Source organism: Flexivirga meconopsidis, from assembly GCF_026162425.1.
Taxonomy (GTDB): Bacteria; Actinomycetota; Actinomycetes; order Actinomycetales; family Dermatophilaceae; genus Flexivirga; species Flexivirga meconopsidis.
This window is the reverse complement of sequence record NZ_JAOBQJ010000001.1, coordinates 238,274-254,303: the sequence shown is the minus strand read 5'-3', so window position 1 is coordinate 254,303 and position 16,030 is coordinate 238,274. Positions and strand designations below refer to the sequence as shown.

Genomic DNA, 16,030 nt, shown 5'->3' with positions numbered 1-16,030 from the left:
CTGCACCCGTCGCGAGCGTCGGAGGGGGATCGCTGGTGCGGTGTCCGTGGTACTTGGGGAGGTGCTTCGGGCACCGCATCGGTACGTCCGGGGGTCAGTGGGTCCCCGTGATGCCACCGTCCACGGGCAGGTCGACACCGTTGATGTATGACGCCTCGCTCCCGCACAAGAAGCTCACGGCGGCGGCAATGTCCTCCGGCCGGCCGAGTCGGCCCATCGGGTTGGGCGCGTAGTCACGGGTCACCTCCGGCTCGATGTCCTCCCAGGTCCGCCCGGCGCTCTCCGGACGGTCGGCGAACATCGCCCGCAGGCTCGGCGTCAGGATCACGCCAGGGCTGACCATGTTGACGGTGACACCGGGTGCGGTCGCCGACCGGGCCAGGCTGATCGTCGCGTTCGCGAGCGCGGCCTTGGCCGCGGAGTATTCGATCATCGTCGGGATCGGCGTGCGGGTGGCCCGCGTGCCGAGGAAAATCACCCGCCCGAACCCCTCGGATCGCATGTGCGGCAACGCGATTCGCGCCAACTCGACGGCACCGACCACGTTGCCGCGGTAGGCATCCAGCCAATCCTCCGGTCGCGCCGACTCGACGTCGTGCTCGGCGAACGGCCCGAGCGCATTGACCAGGATGTCGACCGGGTGCGCCCGCAGCCAGTCACCCAGGACGTCGAGCCCCGCGCTGGTGGTCGCGTCGGCGGCGACGGCACCTGCCGCGCCCAGCTCGCCGGCGGTGGCCGCGGCGCGTGCGGAATCACGTCCGTGGACGGTCACCGACACGCCATCGGTGATGAGGCGCTGTGCGATCGCGCGCCCGATGCCGACCGTGCTCGCAGTGACCAGTGCGGTGCGCGGGAGTGCCGTCATACCCGCCGCACTAACCGGGCGGGATCAGACCGCTCAGCTGGTCCTTGCCGAGCTCGCCCTTGCCGGACTTCTCGATCACCTCGCGCGCCTTCTCGACGCTGTCCCAGGTGTTCCAGAGCAGTACGCCGCGGACCGTGCCGTCGGCGAGGTAGTAGACGACCGCAGCGGTGTGCTCGCCGTTCCAGTCCTCGACGGTGTCCATCGCGGACGACAGCTCGCCGATCGCCTCGTAGCCGTTGGCGAACAGGTCCGACCAGAAGAACGGCGTGTGGTCGTAGGGCTGGTCGGCGCCGGCCATGTTCTCGCCGGCGACCTTGCCCATCGTCTCGGCGTTGTCGACGTGCTCGACCCGGCGCCGCCCGAGCAGTGGGTCGGGGAAGCTGGTGTCGTCGCCTGCGGCATACACGTCCGTGGCGCTGGTGCGCAGCCGGTCGTCGACCACGATGCCACCCTCGACGGTGAGCCCGGAGTCCTGCGCGAGCTTGGTGCGCGGTTCGACGCCGATGCCGACGACCGCGGCGACACCCTCGACCAGCTTGCCGTCCTGCGTGCGCACCGCGACGGTGTCGCCGGTGACCTCACCGGACACGACCCTGGTGCCGGTCAGCAGCTCGACGCCGTGACCGCGGAAGTCCTTGGTCACCAACTCGGCGATCGACGCGGGGAACATGTGCTCCTGCACCAGCTCGCCCTCGAGGATCATCGTGACCTTGACGTCGTTCTGGGCCAGGGCGGAGGTGAGTTCGGCGCCGATGTAGCCACCGCCGACCACGGTGACCGCCGACCCGGCTGCCGCCAACTCCCGCAGCCGGCGGTAGTCGGCGACCGTGCGGTAGTAGACGATCCGGTCCGACTCCGGCAGGTCGAGGTGTCGCGGCTGCGCACCGGTCGCGATCAGCAGCGAGCCGTAGCCGACCTTCGCACCGCCGTCGATCTCCACCTCGTGCGCCTCGGTGTCGATCGAGGTGACCGGGAGGCTGGTGTGCAGCTCGGCGCCCTTGCCGTCCATCAGCCAGATGTCGTCGAGCTTGGTCTCCTCGCTCAGCCACAGCCCCTTCGACAGGTCCGGGCGGTAGACCGGCGGGTCGGGTTCGAGCCCGAGCACCAGCACCGAACCCTCGGCGTCCCGCTCGCGAATCGCCTTCGCGGCCGCCGCGCCGGCGACCCCACCGCCGACGATCACGTAGTCGTACTTGGTTCCGTCCAGACTCGCCATCACTTCTCCTGCGGTTCCGTGGGTGCTCTCGGCTCGATCGTATGACGGGAGTCCCGCGCGCGACTCGTCCACGTTCGGTCGACTTGTCACGTGTTAGAGCACGTGACAAGTCCCACTGTGACGGGACAAGTGCCCCCGGCCTGGACAAGTCCCACTGTGACGGGACAAGTGCCCCCGGCGCGGACGAGTCACGCCGGCCGCAACGTGGGCACCGTCATACAAAAGGGTGAAAGCGGTTGGATATCAACGGGATCGACGATTTCACGGACACCGTCTCCGGAGGTATTGTTTTTGGTTATGCCAACAACAACACCCGCATTGTCCGTGCCAGCCGCTGGGCAGCCGTTCGGTGCAATCGAGCTGGAGCGCCGCGATCTGCGCGACGACGACGTGCGCATCGACATCAAGTGGGCAGGCATCTGCCACTCCGACATCCACACCATCCGCGAGGAGTGGGGCCAGACCCCGTTCCCGCTCACGCCCGGCCACGAGATCGCCGGCATCGTCACCGAGGTCGGCTCGGCCGTCACCCGCCACAAGGTCGGCGACCGCGTCGGCATCGGCTGCATGGTCGACTCCTGCGGCGAGTGCGAGCAGTGCAAGAACGGCAACGAGCAATACTGCGAGAAGGGCGCCGTCTTCACCTACGCCAGTGAGGGGTATGACGGGGAGCTCACCCAGGGCGGCTACGCCCAGGCGATCGTCGCCTCCGAACGGTTCGTGCTGTCGATCCCGGAGGGCATCGAGCTCGACGAGGCGGCGCCGCTGCTCTGCGCCGGCATCACCACCTACGCCCCGCTGAAGCGCTGGGGCGCCGACAAGGGTGCGAAGGTCGCGGTCGTCGGCATGGGTGGCCTCGGCCACCTGGGCGTCAAGATCGCCGCGGCGATGGGCGCCGAGGTCACCGTGCTCTCCCGCAGCACCGACAAGTCCGCCGACGCCAAGTCCTACGGCGCCGCCGACCACCTGTCGACCAAGGACGCGAAGACCTTCGACAAGCTCGCCGGCACCTTCGACCTGATCCTCAACACGGTGAGCGCCGACCTGCCGATGGAGGACTACCTGCGGCTGCTCAAGCCGTTCGGTGCGATGGTCAACGTCGGGCTGCCGAGCAAGCCCTACTCGATCGCGCCCGGGTCGCTCGTGCACGGCGACAAGGCGGTCGCCGGTTCGCTGATCGGTGGCATCCCGGCGACTCAGGAGATGCTCAACTTCTGCGCGGAGCACGGCATCGGCGCGACCATCGAGCGGATCGACGCCGGACAGGTCGACGACGCCTACGACAAGGTCGTGGCCGGGGACGTGCGCTACCGCTACGTCATCGACACCGCGACGATCGGCAAGTAGCCCCGGCATACGCCGATCTCGTCCGCACAAAGGGGACTTGTCACGTGCTAGAGCACGTGACAAGTCCCCTTTTCGTGGCACCAGTCCGCCGGACACCGCCGGTCAGGCGAACCGGATGATGCTCGCGATCCCCGCGATGAGGCAGTAGACGACGAACGGCCACAGCGTGTGCGTGCGCACGAAGCGGGTCAGCACCTTGGTCGCGAAGAGCGCCGCGACGAACGCCACGAGCATGCCGACGATCACCTGGCCGTGTATGCCGGACGCCTCCGGCCCGGCGAGCTCCGGCATCTTCAGCACGCCCGCCGCGAGGATCACCGGGGTGGCGAGCATCAGCGCAAATTTCGTCGCCTTCTCGTGACTGAAGCCGCGCAGCAGCCCGGCGGAGATGGTCACACCGGACCGCGAGATGCCGGGCATCAGCGCCAGGATCTGCGAGCTGCCGATGATCAGCGCGTCGCTCCACGGCATCGTCGACAGGCTGCGCTCACTCGTCGCGTGCCGTCGGTATGACGCCTCGCTCGCCCGGGTCAGCAGCTCTGCGACGGCGAGCACGCCGCCGTTGACGGTCAGGAAGATCGCGGCGACCAACGGCGTCGAAAACGCTGTGCGCAAAGGCTTTTCGAAGAGCAGGCCGACGATGCCGACCGGGATGGTCGCGACGATCAGCAGCAGCGCATAGCGCGACCGGGCGGTGTGCAGGTCGCGGCGTCGCACGATGTCGATCAGCCCCTGGACGACCCGCAGCCAGTCCCGCCAGAAGCAGACGATGAGCGCGAGCGCGGTTGCCACGTGCAGCGCGACGATGAACGCCAGGAACGGCGTGTGCCCGGACTGCTGTTGCTGGGTGACCAGGTCCTTCCACGAGCCGCCGATCCAGGCCGGCACGAGGATCGAGTGGCCGAGGCTGGAGACCGGGAAGAGTTCGGTGACGCCCTGCAGGGCGCCGATAGTGACCGACTGGAAGTAGGACAGATCGCTCATCGGGGCCCCCGCAAAGTACCGGAGCGACGAAGGAGCGGAGGACTTTGTGGGGCGATCATCGGGCACCCCGCAAAGTGGCCAGCTCCAGCGGCTGCGGCTGACGACGAGTCTGGGCGGCATACACCCGTTGCGCGACCACGATCAGCACGACCAGCACGATTCCGAGCACGAGCGCGACCGGGAAGTCACCGAGGTCGAGCCCGTGCGCGGGGCTCTTGGGCTTGGCGAAACCGTCCGCGATCGACGCGCCGAGCGGCCGGGTCAGCACGTAGGCGAACCAGAACCAGAACACCTCGTGGCGCCCGGTGACCCGCCAGCCGATCGCGGGCACGGCGATGGCGACCGCGAAGAGCACCACCGACGGCCAGTAGCCGAGCTTCAGGGTGGCGGCGGTGAGGTCACCGACCGCGGTGCCGAGCGCGAAGGTGCACATGACCGCGGCCCAGTAGAAGAGCTCGCGGCGGGTGGTGTTGATGTCGTGCATCGACAGGGTGCCCTCGGTGCGGTGCCAGAGCCAGAAGACGAAGGCGGTGGCCGCGGCATACAGGACGCTGGTGAGGGGGTAGCTGAAGCCGAGCACGACGTGCACTCCGTCGGCCAGCACGGTCCCGAAGACCGCGACCGCCGCCACGGCCGTCCAGTAGCGCACCGGCACGAAGCCGCGGGTGCGCAGCTGCCACAGCAACGCCGCGACGAGCAGCAGGCCGCCGACGGCGACCGCGAGCGCGGGGCTCTGCTTGGCCAGCCCGTCGGAGGCGGCCTCGCCGAACGCGGTCGAGACGAGTTTGATGATCCAGAAGAGGGCGCCAACCGGAGCCACCCAGGAGGCGGCTGTCGCGAAGTCGGCGCGGGCAGGGTGATGTGACACAACCGGCATGCTGCCCGCAGGTCGCTGAGCGGATGCTGAGACGCGGATCCGCCGCAGGAGCAGGCAGTATGGCGGGGTGCTTGCCTCCCTCGTGCGTCTCGCCCGCAGTCTGCGGGTGCGCATCGCCCTGGTCACCGCGCTCGCCGTGGTGGTGCCGCTCGTCATCGGGGTGTTCGTGCTCGCGACGCTGCTGCAGCATTCGTTGACCGGTTCGCTGGTCGGGCGGGTCAGCGACCAGGCTGCGGGGGTGGCCAATGCGGTGCAGCGGCAGGGGCCGACGGAGGCTGCGGTGAGCAACGTCGACCCGTCGCTGCGGGCGGTGGTGCTCGACCGGACCGGCGCGGTGGTGGCGTCCTCGGCACCTGGCGACCAGGCACCGTTGTCCGCCGATCGTCCGCGGCCGAACACCAGTTCCGTTCGGGGAGAACGCCGTTGGTATCGGCCCGGTGACGTCGAGACACCACTGATCGTCTCGCAGGGGGTGCGCTCGGGAGGGCGCGACTTCGTCATACAGGTGTCGTCGTCGCAGCAGGCGCAGCACGAGGCGATCAGCACCGACGTCAAGATCCTGCTGCTCGGCACCCCGGTGCTGACTGTGCTGGCCGCGTTGCTCGCCTGGTGGGTGTCCGGACTGGCACTCGCGCCGGTGCAGCGCATGCGACGGGAGGTCGACGAGATCGAGGCTCGCAGCCTCGACACTCGGGTCGAGGTGCCGCGACAGCAGGACGAAATCGCTGCTCTCGCAACGACTTTGAACCGCATGCTTGACCGGCTCGAGCATGCGCAGGGGGAGCAGCGGCGCTTCGTCGCGGACGCGAGTCACGAGCTGCGGTCACCACTGGCCACCTTGCAGGCGGCGGTCGAGCTCGCGACCGACGACGACGAGTGGCGGCAGGTGGCGCCGACCGTGCGCGACGAGATCGGCCGCATGACGGGCTTGGTCAATGACCTGCTGCTGCTGGCCCAGCTCGACGAGCGGCCGGCGACCGGCACCGAGGAAGTCGACCTCGACGACATCGCCCAGGCGGAAGTGCAACGGTGGCGCGGTGATTCGACCATCCAGGTGCGGTATGTCGGGAGCCCCGCCCGAGGCCGGGGGCGCCAGCGCGCGGTCGAGCGCATTGCCCGCAACCTGGTCGACAACGCGGTCCGGCACGCCCGGTCGGAGGTGGTCGTGTCGACCACGACCGGCCGGGACGGGGCCGCGGTGCTCACGGTCGACGACGACGGCCCGGGCATCCCGGCGGCGGATCGCGGGCGAGTCTTCGACCGCTTCGTGCGGCTGGACTCTTCGCGCAGCCGCGGTCAGGGCGGTTTCGGGCTTGGGCTGGCGATCGTGCGCGATCTGGCGCGCAGCTCGGGTGGTGACGTCGTCGTTGCCGAATCTCCTTCGGGCGGAGCGAGATTCGTGGTGACGCTGCCCGGGCAGGTCGGCGACGATGCGGCGGTCGAGGGTCAGGCCGGCAGGGGTCAGGCCGGCGCGTCGTCGAGCCGGTAGCCGATGCCGCGCACGGTGCTGATCGTGTCGGTGCCGAAGGGCTTGTCGATCTTGCGCCGCAGGTAGCCGACGTAGACCTCGACGACGTTGTCGTCGCCGGTGAACGCAGGATCCCAGACGGCCTGCAGGATCTCGCCCTTGCTGACCGTGCTGCCGGCATGTTGCATGAGGAAGAGCAGGAGGCTGAATTCCCTTGGTGTCAGGTCGATCTCGGTCTCGCCGCGAAACACCTGGGTGGCAGCCGGGTCGAGCCGCAGGTCGCCGACGGTCAGCACCGCCGGCCGTGCGACGGGGGTGCGGCGCGTCACCGCGCGCAGCCGGGCGACCAGCACCGGGAAGCTGAACGGTTTGGTGAGGTAGTCGTCGGCGCCGAGGTCGAGCGCGTCCACCTGGTCATACTCGCCGTCCTTGGCAGTCAGCATGACCACCGGCGTCCACACCTCACGCTCCCGCAGGCGTCGCACCACGTCATACCCGTGCATGCCGGGGAGCATGATGTCGAGCACGATCGCGTCGAACTGCTCCTCGGTCGCCTGCCACAGCCCGTCGACGCCGTTGTGCGCGACCTCGACCACGAAGCCTGCCTTGGCCAGGCCGCGCCGGATCAGCTCAGCGAGTGGGACCTCGTCCTCCACCACCAGTACGCGCACGGGACAGGCTTATCACTCTCCGTCCGCCCACCGTGACTCGATCGCAGCTCGTAGGTACTGGCCAGTGATCGAGCCCGGTGCACGCGTCAAGCCGTCTGGTGAGCCCTCATAGACAACGGCGCCCCCGTCGTGGCCAGCTCCCGGCCCAACGTCAATCACGTGGTCGGCCGCCGCGACAACGTGCAGCTTGTGCTCGATCGCGACGACGGTTGCCCCATCCTCGACCAGCTCGTTGAGCAGCCGGACCAGCCGGCCAACATCAGCGCCGTGCAACCCCGCGGATGGTTCGTCGAGCACGATGCGGAGGTCTGCGTCGGCGCGGACCGTTGCGAGGTGCCGCGCGAGACGCAGGCGTTGTCGTTCACCACCCGAGAACGTGTCAAGTCCCTGCCCGATGGCCAGATAGTCGAGGCCGACCCTGCGGACCCAGTCCAGCGGCTGCACAATCGCGGCTTCGGAGGAGAACAGGTCGGCAGCATCGCCGGCCGTCATCGCGAGGACGTCGCTGATGCGGTGGCCGCGGACGGCGACACCGAGAGCACGCGGGTTGAAGCGCGACCCACCACACGCGTCGCATGCCGTGCGAACGTCGTCGAGGAAGGCGAGGTCGGTGACCACGACTCCCTTTCCCTTGCACACCGGACAGGCTCCCCGGCCGTTTGCGCTGAACCACGACACCCCCAATCCGCTTGCCTGTGCGAACACCGCACGGATCGGCTCGGCGACCCCGAGCACCGTCGCGGCGGTCGAACGCGTTCCGCCGTGCAGTGGTGACTGGTCGACGACCGCAAAGTCCACGTGTTGTCGGGGCAGTTCGTCGGCGAAGAGGGTGCTCTTTCCGGATCCGGCGACACCAGTGACCGCAGTGAGCACCCCGAGCGGGACGTTCACGCTGACGTCCTTGAGGTTGTGCCGACGCGCGTGCGCGATCTTCACCACGCCGTCGCCAAGTCGTGTCGCCGGTTTCAGTCGGATCGGCTCCCGCAGGACACGACCAGTGAGCGTATTGCTGCGTGCCACCGTCGTCGGAGACCCCTCGATGACGAGTTCACCGCCCTCCGTGCCGCCCCCGGGACCGAGGTCGATCACGTGGTCTGCAGCCGCGATGAAGGCCGATTGGTGTTCCACGACCAGGATGGTGTTGTGCGCGTCGCGCAATCGCAGTAGAAGGTCGAGCAGCCGCTGCACGTCGTGCGGATGCAGACCAGCGCTGGGTTCGTCGAATGCGTAGGTGACCTCACTGAGCGGGCTACCGAGATGGCGCACGATCTTGACGCGTTGCGCTTCCCCGCCTGACAGGGTGGCCGACTCGCGCTCCAGCGAGAGATAGCCGAGACCAACGGCGGCAAGTGCATCGAGACGCTCAGTAACCGCCGCGACCACTGGCGCTACTCCGGGCTCGGCGACGGCCCGGACGAGAGCCGGCAATTTGTCGATCGGAAGGCGCGACCAATCGGCGATCGACCTGCCGTGGATGAGGCTGCCACGGGCAGCGGCATTGAGGCGGCTTCCGCCGCAGTCTGCGCACCGTTGCCGCGAGACCACGCGGTCCAGACCGGACTTCTCCTCGGTGGTGAGGCGGGAAGGGGACGTGCGCAGGTAGGAGTCCCGGATTCGGGGAACGACTCCATCGAAGATCCCGTGTTTTGGGTATGCCGCCGCTGGGCTCGACAGAGTGAGGCCCTCGGCGTACAGCAGGGTGTGCAACGTAGTGTCCGGCAGGTCACCGAGCGGGGTGTCGACGTCCGCAAGTCCCGAGTCCATCAGACGTTTCCAGCGATATGTGCCCGGCGCAAAGGTGGGGAAGCGAATCGCCCCCTGCCGCAGCGTCATTGATCGATCGACCAACTCGTCCAGGAGGACGTCGTCGATCACCCCGAGCCCTTCGCACCGTGGGCACATTCCGCTCGGGTCGTTGAAGGAGTAAGCCGGACTGAAGCCCGCCGACGGCCGGCCGGCACGAGAGAAGAGCACTCGAAGGAGCGGAGCCAGGTCGCTGGCGGTACCGACCGTCGACCGTGCATTGCCGCTGAACGGGCGCTGATCAACCAGCGTGGTGAACGTCAGTCCGTCGATCCGATCCACATCGGCAAGAGGATGCTGAGCGAGCCGGTTCCGGACGAATGCGGGATATGACGCCATCACCGTGCGTTCGGCCTCCGCCGCAATCGTGTCGAACGCCAGCGACGACTTTCCTGAGCCGGACACACCTGTGAATACGGTCAGTCGGTGCTTCGGCACCCGGACGGAAACGTCACGAAGGTTGTGCGTGCGGGCCCCCTCGACGTTGATCCACCGTCCGCGGTCGGCCTCGGCATGCCTCATGCCGTCGACCGTACGCATAGTTCTGGTCGTATTCTGGCCACAATTGCGTCCAGCGAAGGACTCGTATGACGACACCCGGCGAGCGCATGCTCCGGCTGCTTTCTCTGTTGCAATCCGGACGACACTGGTCCGCGGCGGACCTTGCGCGAGCAATGGACGTCCCGACCCGAACACTGCGCCGGGACATTGGTCAGTTGCGTGCCATGGGCTACCCGGTCGAGAGCACCCGCGGACCAGGCGGTCATTACCGCCTGATTGCCGGCGCCTCACTTCCACCGTTGATGCTGGATGATGATGAGGCGGTCGCCGCGGTTCTGGGTTTGCAGCTCGCAGCGGCAGGAGCCACCGGGATCGAGTCCGCCGCAGACGCCGCCGACCGCGCCGGAGAGAAGCTGCGGCGGGTGCTGCCTGCGTCACTGCGGCGACGGACGGATGACGTCTTCACAGCTGTCGAGTTCGCCCCGGCTGGTCAACCCCAAACGCACACCGCCGTACTCAACACGTTGGCGCACGCGATCTCGGTGAACCGCACAACTCGGTTCGCCTATCGCGCAGCGTCCGGGGTGATCACACAGCGCGAAGTCGAACCGATCCGACTAGTGCAACTGCGCGGCCGGTGGTATCTGTTCGCGTGGGATCGGGATCGTGGCGATTGGCGCAACTTCCGACTCGACCGTGTCGCCGAAGCACGCACCCTGGCCGAGACATTCACCCCGCGTTCCCTGCCATCGGAAGACCTACCCGCATATCTTCGCGGCCGCTTCTTCGGACCGAGCAACGTGCGGGTGGTGCTCGTTCTCGGCACCGACGTCCGAGATGCCGTGAGCAGGTTGCACCGCGTCGACGGCACTCTGGAAGCGATCGACGATCAATGCTGTCGCTACACGGCACTCGTCGACTCGTTCGAGTGGCTCGTCACGGTGCTGATCATGACCGACCTCGACTTCACCGTCCTGGAGCCCGATGAGTTTCGAGAGTTCCTGCGCCGCACCGCGCACCGTCTAGAGGCCGCCACCAGTCCACCGGCCGCGTCTCGTTGACGGTGCAAGCTGGCTGGCCCGGTCGCCCCGCTGAACACATCGTGCGTTATCCCGCACGATCCGCATGGCGCCCGGAACGCGTCAGCCCGAACTGTGGCGCCAGGGTCGTCCAACCGGTCGCGGCGTAGAGCGCCCGTCCGTCCTGCGACGCGTCGAGCACTGCGTGACGGACACCGCAGTCGTACGCCGCGGTCAGCAGAGCGTCCATGATCGCGCGGCCGAACCCGCGACGGCGATGGGCCTCGACGGTCCGAATGCGATCCGGCACGCACCAGTCGCCGACCAAACCCGTTCTGCCCGTTGCAATCACATCGTCGTCGCCCCGGATCTCGGCCGTGATGAGCGCGCCCGTGCGCCGGACAAGCACCTTGTCGGTCACGTCGACTCGCGACGCGTCGCCAAGCTCGCATGTCATGAACCAGCCGATCGGGTTGTCCTCCCACTCGGTGCCGAAATGCGGCCGCCAGTCGTCATACCGCCCGGCGAATTTGAGGCAGGCGAGCGGTGTCCGGAGCCCGTCTGCGATGCCGCGGACGTCATCGACGCTCCCGCGCACCGGCACATATCGCTCGGACTCGTGCGCCTGCCCGGTCGCCACATGCCAGCCGAGCGCGACCGGGGTCGGCCTCGGCGCCCCCCGGGAGACCGCCCATCCGGCAACGTATGCCGACACCGCCTCGCTGGTGCGCGGGTCAATTGTCAGCATCCGGCCACCGTAGGACCCACGGCGGGCCGACAGCCGAATCCGGCTCCGCGCGGTCCAGATCGCGGGCTATCCGGCGCGATGTGAACCGCGCGGGCGATCACCTGCCGAGATACGACGAACTCCCCGGCCCACAATTGGGATCCGGGGAGTTCGGGCATCGCGTGCGCGAGGGGGGATTTGAACCCCCACGCCCTTTCGGACACTGGCACCTGAAGCCAGCGCGTCTGCCGTTCCGCCACTCGCGCGAGTGCCGGACCAGTGTGCCTTGTCTGGCCGCCAAACGCCAATCGGGCGACGGCGGGCACGATGAGCCGACGACGCGCAACTCATTGCACGGAGCCGGGCGCGTATGCCGGGACGTCACACACGGCGCAGTTACGATGACCGGGCGGTGGACTGCCCCTCGGCAGACACCCGGCCACCGACGACATTTCGAGCACACCGCAGGGAGGCGACACGTGGGCATCTTCGACAAGCTGGAGCGACGGCTCGAGCGCGGTGTCAACGGCGCCTTCGCGCGCGCGTTCCGCTCGGAGGTACAGCCGGTGGAGATCGCGAGCGCGATGCGCCGCGCGATGGACGACCGGGCGGCGAGCGCGGGCAAGGGCAAGCGGCTGATCGTGCCCAACCTGTTCACCATTGAGCTGTCCACCACCGACTTCGAGGCGCTCGTCGGCACACACGAGGCCGAGCTGGCCGATGACCTGATCGCGACGGCCGCCGAGCACGCCGAGAGCCAGCGCTACCAGCCGGGCGGGCCGGTGAGCGTGCAGTTCAGCGAGGACGACTCGCTGGAGACCGGCGTCTTCCGGCTGCGCCCCTCAACGGCCCGCCAGGTGAAGTCGGGCGCCGTTCCGCGCCGTATGCCGCCCGCCCGCGACTACGACGACCCACGCGTGCCCTCCGGTCGCGAGCCGGGTGGACGACCGTTCCCCCAGCAGCCACCCAGCCCTGTCTCCGACCGCGCCGAGACCGGCGACGCCAGCCGCCACTACGTCGAGACTTCGGACACCGGCCCGGCATACAACGCAGTAAAGCCGGAGCGCGAGGACTACCGCCCGTCGCCCGCCGCGCCGCGCAGGCTGAAGCAGCGGCCGTGGCTGGAGATCGACGGCGACCGTTACCCGCTGATCGGTGCCATCACGGTGATCGGGCGCGACGACGACGTGGACATCGTGCTCGACGACCCGGGCATCTCCAGGCGGCACAGCGAGATTCGGCTGACCTACGACGGCCCGCACCAGATCCTCAGCATCCGCGACCTCGGCTCGACCAACGGCACCTACGTCAACGGCGACCCGGTCGGAAGCACCCACCTGCACGAGGGCGACCGGTTGACGGTCGGCCGGACGAAGATGATCGTCCACGAAGGCGGCAGCCGGTGAGCGAACTGACCATGACGGCGATCCGACTCGGATTGCTGGCGCTGCTCTGGGCGTTCATCTTCAGCATCGTGGGCGTGCTGCGCGGCGACATCTACGGCACCCGGGTCGTCACCCGCGCGGCCGACCGCCGCGGCAACACCCCGACACCACCGCCCGTGCGTCAGCCGCGCGCGATCCGGCGCGGCCCGACTCATCTGGCGATCACCGAGGGCTCGATGCGCGGCAGCAGTGTCCCGCTCACCGACGGCGGCGTGCTGATCGGCCGCAACCCCGAGTGCACGCTGGTGCTGTCCGACGACTTCGCCAGCGGCCGCCACGCCCGCATCTACCGCGACGGCGACCAGTGGCTGGTCGACGACCTCGGCTCCACCAACGGCACGTATGTCGGGGGCGAGCGCATCGGCGAGCGCGTCCCGATCGGCGAAGGCAGCCGCATCCGCATCGGGCAGACCGTGCTCGAGGTCAGGAAGTGACACCCCGATGACGATCTCGCTGCGCTACGCGGCACGCTCGGACCTCGGGCTCGGCAGCAAGAGCCGCAACGAGGACTCCGGCTACGCAGGCCCCGACCTGCTCGTGCTCGCCGACGGCATGGGCGGCCACGCCGCCGGCGACATGGCCAGCTCCACCGTCGTCGCCGAACTCGTCGGGCTGGACGGCGAGTCCTACGGATCCGACGAGGCCTTGCGGCGGCTCAGCTCCGCCGTCGACCACGCCAACGCCCGGTTGCGCGAGGAGATGGACCACGAGCCCGACCTGGAGGGCATGGGCACCACGCTGATCGCCTTCCTACGCAGCGGCAGCATGCTGGCGATGGCCAACATCGGCGACTCGCGCGCCTACCTGGTGCGCGACGGCGTCTTCACCCAGATCACCAAGGACCACAGCTTCGTCCAGGCTTTGCTCGACGACGGCCGGATCACCCCCGAAGAGGCCGAGCACCACCCGCAGCGGTCACTGGTCACCCGCGTGCTCACCGGCCGCGAGGAGGACGAGCCCGACCTGTCGCTGCGCGAGGCGAAGGTCGGCGACCGCTACCTCCTCTGCTCCGACGGCCTGCCCGACTACGTCGCGGCCGGCACCATCGAGGACATCCTCACCGGCGACGGCACCCCCGGTGAGATCGCCGACCGGCTGATCGCGATCGCGCTCAAGGCGGCCACCCGCGACAACGTCACGGTGATCGTCGCCGAGGTGGTCGACGAAAAGTCCCCGGCGTCGACCTCACCGCAGGTGGTCGGCGCGGCGGCGGCGCATCACGTCGTGCCCGACGCCGAGGAGTCGCAGCCGCGCACCCCCGCCGAGAAGGCGGCCGCGTTGCGCCGGGAGGCCAACGCACCCGCAGGCACCGCAGCGGACGACGGCGACGACGGCCCTGCAGCGCCGGTGCTCGCCGAGGAAGGCGGTCGCGGTCGCTTCAAGTGGCTGCGCCGGGGCCTGCTCGCACTCCTGATCGTGGCGGTGCTCGCCGTCGCCGGCGTGCTCGGGTATGGCGCAACGCAGCGGCAGTACTACATCGCCCAGCACAACGGCAAAGTCACGATCTACCAAGGCATTTCGCAGAACCTCGGCCCGATCAGACTGCACTCGGCCGACACCGAGACCGACATCTGGGTCGCCGACCTGCCCAGCTACGACCGCAGCAAGGTCGCCTCCAAGACCATGACCGCCGGCAGCCGCGAGGCCGCGATCGGCATCGTGGAGAACCTCCGCTCCGACATGGTCGCCTGCCAGCTGCAACTCGACGGGAGCAGTTGCTGAGTGAGCACCGTCGACGAGGCCCCACCCAAGACACGACGCAACACCGAGCTGGTCCTGCTCATCGTTGCCGTCGCGATCGTGCTGATCGCCTACGCCAACGTCGGTCTGGCGATTGATGATTCGCTGCCGGTCGACCTGGTGACCCTCGGTGGCGGCTTCGCGATCGTGGCCTTTGCCTTCCACCTGGTGTTGCGGTGGAAGGCGCCATACGCCGACCCGGTGTTGCTGCCGATCGTGACGCTGCTCAACGGTCTCGGCCTGGTGATGATCCACCGCATCGACCTGACGCCCGGCGGTCCCAACGCCGCGCCGAAGCAATTGATGTGGACCGCCGTCGGGGTGATCGCGGCGGTGGCACTGCTCTTCGTAGTGCCGGACCATCGACGGCTGCGGCGCTACACCTTCATCTTCGGCCTGGCCGGTTTCGTGCTGCTGCTGACACCACTGCTGCCGCTGATCGGTAAGAACATCAACGGTTCTCGCGTGTGGATCGGCCTCGGCGGGTTCTCGTTTCAGCCCAGCGAGATCGCCAAGATCCTGATCACGATCTTCTTCGCCAGCTACCTGGTGCAGACCCGCGACGCGCTCTCGCTGGTCGGCCGGCGAGTGCTCGGCCTGCCGCTGCCGCGCGCTCGCGACATGGGTCCGATCATGATCGCCTGGCTCGCCTCGCTCGGTGTGCTGGTCTTCGAGTCCGACCTCGGGACGTCGCTGCTGTTCTTCGGCCTCTTCGTCGGCATGCTCTACGTCGCCACCGAGCGCCGCTCGTGGATCATCATCGGCATCGGCCTGTTCCTCGCCGGGTCCTACCTGGCCTACCTGCTCTTCGCGCACTTCCAGGAGCGGGTCTCGCTCTGGTTCGACCCGTTCCAGCCGGGCAAGTCCGACCAAATCGCCAAGGGCCTGATGGGTATGGCGGCAGGCGGCATGTTCGGCACCGGCCTCGGCCAGGGCCACCCCGAGCTGACCTACTTCGCCAACTCCGACTTCATCATCCCGTCCTTCGGCGAGGAGCTCGGGCTGGTCGGACTGTTCGCGATCCTCGTGCTCTACGGGCTGATCGTCGAGCGCGGACTGCGCGCCGGCATCGCCTGCCGCGACGGGTTCGGCAAGCTGCTCGCGACCGGCCTGGCCTTCTCGATCGCACTGCAGGTCTTCGTGGTCGTCGGCGGTGTGACCCGGGTGATCCCGCTCACCGGCCTGACCACGCCCTTCCTGTCCGCGGGCGGTTCGTCACTGCTGGCCAACTGGGTGATCGTCGCCCTGCTCTTACGCATCAGCAACCAGGCCCGCCAGCCCAGTGACCCCGAACGCCCGGAGCGGCTGTCCACCGACGACACCCAAGTGGTGAAGATCAGATGAATCACCGCACGAAGGTTCTCCCC

14 protein-coding genes and 1 tRNA gene are annotated in these 16,030 nt (G+C 68.5%); 7 read left to right on the top strand and 8 right to left on the bottom strand.

Annotation, left to right across the window (positions count from 1 at the left end):
* Positions 1-94: 94 nt before the first annotated feature.
* Both N2M23_RS01250 and N2M23_RS01245 read right to left on the bottom strand, forming a co-directional pair.
* Positions 95-865: an SDR family oxidoreductase gene (locus tag N2M23_RS01250; RefSeq protein WP_265442703.1), complete on the bottom strand. Its 771-nt coding sequence runs from the start codon at positions 863-865 to the stop codon at positions 95-97.
* 10 nt (positions 866-875) lie between these two features.
* On the bottom strand, positions 876-2,081 hold the full coding sequence (locus tag N2M23_RS01245) for an NAD(P)/FAD-dependent oxidoreductase (RefSeq protein ID WP_265442701.1): 1,206 nt from the start codon (positions 2,079-2,081) through the stop codon (positions 876-878).
* Between the two features lie 297 nt (positions 2,082-2,378).
* Here N2M23_RS01245 and N2M23_RS01240 point away from each other — a divergent pair, with 297 nt between their 5' ends.
* Positions 2,379-3,428 carry an NAD(P)-dependent alcohol dehydrogenase gene (locus N2M23_RS01240; protein WP_265442700.1) on the top strand — a complete coding sequence of 350 codons (1,050 nt, stop codon included), beginning with the start codon at positions 2,379-2,381 and terminating at the stop codon, positions 3,426-3,428.
* A 102-nt stretch (positions 3,429-3,530) separates the two neighbouring features.
* On the opposite strand, the gene N2M23_RS01235 is transcribed toward N2M23_RS01240, so the two are convergent.
* Positions 3,531-4,412, bottom strand: coding sequence for an undecaprenyl-diphosphate phosphatase (locus tag N2M23_RS01235; RefSeq protein ID WP_265442699.1), 882 nt, complete (start codon positions 4,410-4,412; stop codon positions 3,531-3,533).
* Positions 4,413-4,467: 55 nt separating this feature from the next.
* Positions 4,468-5,280 (bottom strand): COG4705 family protein, encoded by an 813-nt coding sequence (locus N2M23_RS01230; protein WP_265442697.1) that lies wholly within the window; start codon positions 5,278-5,280, stop codon positions 4,468-4,470.
* Between the two features lie 76 nt (positions 5,281-5,356).
* Between N2M23_RS01230 and N2M23_RS20860 the strand changes: the two genes are divergently transcribed.
* Positions 5,357-6,778, top strand: a complete 1,422-nt coding sequence (locus N2M23_RS20860; protein WP_265442695.1) for a sensor histidine kinase — start codon at positions 5,357-5,359, stop codon at positions 6,776-6,778.
* Here the strand turns inward: N2M23_RS20860 and N2M23_RS01220 are convergent.
* Positions 6,751-7,428: a response regulator transcription factor gene (locus N2M23_RS01220; protein ID WP_265442693.1), complete on the bottom strand. Its 678-nt coding sequence runs from the start codon at positions 7,426-7,428 to the stop codon at positions 6,751-6,753. The genes N2M23_RS20860 and N2M23_RS01220 overlap by 28 nt on opposite strands.
* Before the next feature lie 12 nt (positions 7,429-7,440).
* Positions 7,441-9,753: an excinuclease ABC subunit UvrA gene (locus N2M23_RS01215; RefSeq protein WP_265442692.1), complete on the bottom strand. Its 2,313-nt coding sequence runs from the start codon at positions 9,751-9,753 to the stop codon at positions 7,441-7,443.
* Positions 9,754-9,818: 65 nt separating this feature from the next.
* Between N2M23_RS01215 and N2M23_RS01210 the strand changes: the two genes are divergently transcribed.
* The gene (locus N2M23_RS01210) at positions 9,819-10,793 is read left to right on the top strand and encodes a helix-turn-helix transcriptional regulator (RefSeq protein ID WP_265442691.1); all 975 of its coding nucleotides are present in this window, start codon (positions 9,819-9,821) and stop codon (positions 10,791-10,793) included.
* Positions 10,794-10,839: 46 nt separating this feature from the next.
* On the opposite strand, the gene N2M23_RS01205 is transcribed toward N2M23_RS01210, so the two are convergent.
* Positions 10,840-11,499, bottom strand: a complete 660-nt coding sequence (locus N2M23_RS01205; RefSeq protein ID WP_265442689.1) for a GNAT family N-acetyltransferase — start codon at positions 11,497-11,499, stop codon at positions 10,840-10,842.
* Between the two features lie 162 nt (positions 11,500-11,661).
* Positions 11,662-11,744 (bottom strand) — tRNA-Leu (locus N2M23_RS01200).
* Positions 11,745-11,957: 213 nt separating this feature from the next.
* On the opposite strand from N2M23_RS01200, the gene N2M23_RS01195 reads away from it, so the two are divergent.
* From N2M23_RS01195 to N2M23_RS01180, 4 genes are read left to right on the top strand one after another with little or no spacing between them, the layout of a single operon-like run.
* Positions 11,958-12,884 (top strand): FhaA domain-containing protein, encoded by a 927-nt coding sequence (locus N2M23_RS01195; protein ID WP_265442688.1) that lies wholly within the window; start codon positions 11,958-11,960, stop codon positions 12,882-12,884.
* Positions 12,881-13,357, top strand: a complete 477-nt coding sequence (locus N2M23_RS01190) for an FHA domain-containing protein FhaB/FipA (protein WP_265442687.1) — start codon at positions 12,881-12,883, stop codon at positions 13,355-13,357. Before N2M23_RS01195 ends, N2M23_RS01190 begins: the two co-directional genes overlap by 4 nt.
* A gap of 7 nt (positions 13,358-13,364) precedes the next feature.
* Positions 13,365-14,645: a PP2C family protein-serine/threonine phosphatase gene (locus N2M23_RS01185; protein WP_265442685.1), complete on the top strand. Its 1,281-nt coding sequence runs from the start codon at positions 13,365-13,367 to the stop codon at positions 14,643-14,645.
* Entirely contained in the window at positions 14,646-16,007 is a 1,362-nt protein-coding gene (locus N2M23_RS01180; RefSeq protein ID WP_265442684.1) for an FtsW/RodA/SpoVE family cell cycle protein, read from the top strand.
* The last annotated feature ends 23 nt before the right edge of the window (positions 16,008-16,030 follow it).

Bases quoted from the DNA above. Each gene is read 5' to 3' on its own strand.
- N2M23_RS01235 (WP_265442699.1), bottom strand. From the start codon at position 4,412: ATGAGCGATCTGTCCTACTTCCAGTCGGTCACTATCGGCGCCCTGCAG.
- N2M23_RS01205 (WP_265442689.1), bottom strand. From the start codon at position 11,499: ATGCTGACAATTGACCCGCGCACCAGCGAGGCGGTGTCGGCATACGTT.
- N2M23_RS01215 (WP_265442692.1), bottom strand. From the start codon at position 9,753: ATGAGGCATGCCGAGGCCGACCGCGGACGGTGGATCAACGTCGAGGGG.
- N2M23_RS01250 (WP_265442703.1), bottom strand. From the start codon at position 865: ATGACGGCACTCCCGCGCACCGCACTGGTCACTGCGAGCACGGTCGGC.
- N2M23_RS01210 (WP_265442691.1), top strand. From the start codon at position 9,819: ATGACGACACCCGGCGAGCGCATGCTCCGGCTGCTTTCTCTGTTGCAA.
- N2M23_RS01240 (WP_265442700.1), top strand. From the start codon at position 2,379: ATGCCAACAACAACACCCGCATTGTCCGTGCCAGCCGCTGGGCAGCCG.
- N2M23_RS01185 (WP_265442685.1), top strand. From the start codon at position 13,365: ATGACGATCTCGCTGCGCTACGCGGCACGCTCGGACCTCGGGCTCGGC.
- N2M23_RS01245 (WP_265442701.1), bottom strand. From the start codon at position 2,081: ATGGCGAGTCTGGACGGAACCAAGTACGACTACGTGATCGTCGGCGGT.